The following is a 3,824-nucleotide window of genomic DNA, read 5'->3' as shown; positions in this document are numbered from 1 at the left end:
CCGCGGGCTCCACGGCTTGGCTTCGCGCCGCTGCCGACGCGTTCGGCGTTGCGCCGGGGCTGTTCGACGCCGTCACGTCGGACGCGAGAGCGCGCGCCGAGACCGCGCTTGCAAGGCATCGAACGACGCTCGCCGGCAAACGGGTCTTTTTCTTTCCCGACTCGCAGCTCGAAATCCCGCTTGCGCGCTTCCTTGCGCAGGAATTGGGCATGGTCCCGACCGAAGTCGGAACGCCTTACCTTAATCGACAGCTCATGGCCCCCGACCTCGCGCTCCTTCCCGCAGCGACGCGGCTCAGCGAAGGCCAGGACGTCGAGCGTCAACTCGAGCGCTGCCGCCTCGAGCGTCCCGATCTGACAGTTTGCGGCCTCGGCCTCGCCAATCCTCTGGAAGCCGAGGGCATGACGACAAAGTGGTCGATCGAACTGCTCTTTGCGCCGACCCACGGCTACGAGCAGGCCGGCGACCTTGCCGAACTCTTTGCGCGCCCGCTCGTCAGGCGCGCGACGCTGGAGGTCTAGGCATGGACCTCACGCTCTGGACATACGAAGGTCCGTCGCATGTCGGCGCGATCCGCGTCGTAACGGGCATGAAGCACGTGCACCTCGTGCTGCATGCGCCGCAGGGGGACACCTACGCGGATCTTCTTTTCACGATGATCGAGCGGCGCGGCGAACGTCCGCCGGTCACCTACACGACTTTCGAGGCTCGGGACCTCGGCGCGGATACAGCCGAGTTGTTCCAGACTGCCGTCCGAGAAGCTTATGAGCGATTCCGCCCGCAGGCGATTGTCGTCGCCGCTTCCTGCACCGCCGAACTGCTTCAGGACGACCCCGCCGGTCTTGCCCGCGCACTCGACCTGCCGGTCCCGGTTATCCCGCTCGAACTCTCCGCGTATCGGAAGAAGGAGAACTGGGGCGCGGCGGAAACCTTCTATCGTCTCGCCCGCGGGCTTGCCGCGCCGAAGCGGGAACGCCAACAGCGCGTGCGTCCGGTTTGCAATCTGCTCGGCCCGACAGCGCTCGGCTTCCGGCATCGCGACGACGTCTTAGAGATCGCGCGCCTCCTCGCGGCGCTCGGCGTGGACGTCGGCGTGACGGCGCCGCTTGGCGCGTCGGCCGAAGACATCGCGCGGCTTGGAGACGCCGATTTCAATGTCGTCCTGTACCCGGAAGTCGCGCTGCCGACTGCGCAGTGGCTGGAAAAGGCCTACGGGCAGCCCTACACGCGGGTCGTCCCGATCGGGGTCGGCGCAACACGCGCCTTCGTCGCCGAAGCAGCCGGGCTCGCCGGGCTGGATCCCAGCCGCGTCGATGTCGAGGGCAACTCGCGCCTTCCCTGGTGGTCGCGTTCCGTTGACTCGACCTATCTGACCGGCAAGCGCGTCTTCGTCTTCGGCGACGCGACCCATGCCCTGGCCGCCGCTCGGGTCGTGGAGGCCGAGTTCGCCTTCAAGGCCGTTGGAGTCGGAACCTATTCGCGCGAGTTCGCGCGGGAGGTCCGCGAAGCCGCCGCGGCGCTCGACGCCGAATGCCTGATCGCCGACGACTATCTCGAGGTCGAGGCGAAGGTTGCCGCGCTCCATCCCGAGCTCGTGCTGGGCACGCAGATGGAGCGCCACATCGCCAAGCGCCTCGGCATCCCGTGCGCTGTGATCTCGGCGCCCGTCCATGTTCAGGATTTCCCGGCTCGCTACTCGCCACAGATGGGCTTCGAGGGTGCGAACGTCCTGTTCGACTCGTGGGTCCATCCGCTGATGATGGGCCTCGAGGAGCATCTTCTGACGATGTTCCGCGACGATCCCGAGTTCCATGACGGGGCTCCGCCTTCGCATCTCGGCCGCACGGCGCAGGCGCTGCGCGCCCCATGCAACGCTGAGCCGCCTGTGCCTGCGCCCGCCTCGGAGCCGGCAAGCTGGACGCTCGAGGCGGAGCGCGAGCTCAAGAAGATTCCGTTCTTCGTGCGCGGACGCGCACGGGGCAACACCGAAACGTTCGCGCGCGAGCGCGGATTCGCGACGATCACCGTAAGCACGCTCAATGAAGCCAAAGCCCACTTCGGCCGCTGAGCGCGCGGGACCGCGCTTCATCATCGTCACCCTCGACAACCATCTCGCGGGGGCGGTCGATCGTGCGCGCCGGACCCTGGCGCGGGACATTCCGGGGCTGGACCTCGCTTTCCACGCCGCGGCGGACTGGAACGATCCGGCCGCCCTGAAGAATTGTCTCGATTCGATAGCGAAGGCCGACATCATCGTCGCGACGATGCTGTTCATGGACGAGCACGCCGAGGCCGTCCTCCCTGCGATCCGCGCGCGGCGGGACTCGTGCGACGCCGTGCTCGGCTGCATGTCTGCCCCCGAGATCGTCAAGCTTACGCGTGTCGGCCGGCTCAACATGGACGGAACGAAGCGCGGCGCGCTCGACTTCCTCAAGCGGCTGCGCGGCAGTTCGAAACCGTCCGATACCGGCGGAGCCAAGCAGCTTGCGATGCTGCGGCGAATTCCCCGTATCCTGCGCTTCATTCCCGGCCCCGCGCAGGACGTGCGCGCCTATTTCCTCACGCTGCAGTACTGGCTCGCAGGCTCGGATGAGAACGTCGTCAATCTCGTACGATTTCTGATCAATCGCTACGCAAGCGGTCCTCACGCAGGCCTTCGAGGCGCTTTGAAGGCGCCGTTGCCAGTCGAGTACCCCGAGGTCGGCGTCTATCATCCGCGCGCCGCGCGTCGTTTCGCCGCGACGGCCGATGCGCTGCCGCGCCCAGCCGTGAAGAAGGCCGTCGGAACGGTCGGCCTCCTGCTGATGCGTTCCTAATCTTCTCGCCAACAACACGGCCCACTACGACGCCGTGATCGCGGCGCTGGAGAAGCGGGGACTGAGGGTCATTCCGGCCTTCGCGAGCGGCCTCGATGCGCGCCCGGCGGTCGAGGCCTTCTTCAAGCGGAACGGCGTTCCGGCGATCGACGCTTTCGTTTCCCTGACCGGCTTTTCGCTGGTCGGCGGCCCGGCCTACAACGACGCAGCCGGCGCCGCGGATCTTCTGCGCGAACTCGACGTCCCCTATATCGCCGCCCATGCGCTCGAATTTCAGACGGTCGAGCAATGGGAAGCCTCGGACCGAGGCTTGTCGCCGGTCGAAGCGACCATGATGGTGGCGATCCCCGAGCTCGACGGCGCCACAGCGCCGATCGTTTTCGGCGGACGCCTGGACAGCGCCCCCCTAGGCGGTGAACGAGACCTTCGCCCGCACCCGGAACGGGTCGAGCGCCTCGCTGAGCGGGTCGAACGTCTAATTCGTCTGCGCAGAAGCGAGCGTTCGAAGCGCAAAGTCGCGATCGTTCTGTTCAACTTCCCGCCGAACGGCGGGGCGACCGGCACGGCGGCGTTCCTCGGCGTGTACGAGTCGCTGTTCAATACGCTCAAAGCGATGAAGGCGTCCGGATACGCAGTCGAGGCGCCGGCCTCCGTCGACGCGCTTCGCGAACGCATCCTGCGCGGCAACGCCGAGCGGCTCGGCACCGCGGCCAACGTGGCCGTCCGCATTCCCGTCGAAGATCATGTCCGGGGTGAGACGCATCTGGCCGAGATCGAAGCACAGTGGGGACCGGCCCCCGGCCGCCACCAGACGGACGGCGCGTCGATTTTCGTGCTCGGCGCGCAATTCGGCAACGTGCTCGTCGGCGTGCAGCCGGCGATGGGCTACGAGGGCGACCCGATGCGGCTCCTGTTCGAGCGCGGCTTCGCACCGACCCACGCATTTTCCGCCTTCTATCGCTATCTGCGCGATGACTTCGGGGCCGACGTCGTGCTGCATTTCGGCAT

At 67.0% G+C, this 3,824-nt stretch carries 2 protein-coding genes and 1 pseudogene; all 3 read left to right on the top strand.

What is annotated here, in order from left to right; translation table 11 throughout:
* The coding region (locus ACLP25_RS01830) for a nitrogenase component 1 (RefSeq protein ID WP_442467543.1) at positions 1-521 on the top strand (521 nt) is incomplete at its 5' end.
* Between the two features lie 2 nt (positions 522-523).
* Positions 524-2,068, top strand: a complete 1,545-nt coding sequence (bchB, locus tag ACLP25_RS01825; RefSeq protein ID WP_442467542.1) for a ferredoxin:protochlorophyllide reductase (ATP-dependent) subunit B — start codon at positions 524-526, stop codon at positions 2,066-2,068.
* Positions 2,040-3,824, top strand: a pseudogene (locus tag ACLP25_RS01820) (cobaltochelatase subunit CobN); the annotation flags it as partial. The gene bchB and the pseudogene ACLP25_RS01820, both read left to right, overlap by 29 nt.

The organism is Roseiarcus sp., from assembly GCF_052145395.1.
In the GTDB taxonomy this organism is placed as follows: Bacteria; Pseudomonadota; Alphaproteobacteria; order Rhizobiales; family Beijerinckiaceae; genus Roseiarcus.
Note: the sequence above shows the minus strand (reverse complement) of the source record. Positions and strands in the feature narration are given on the sequence as shown.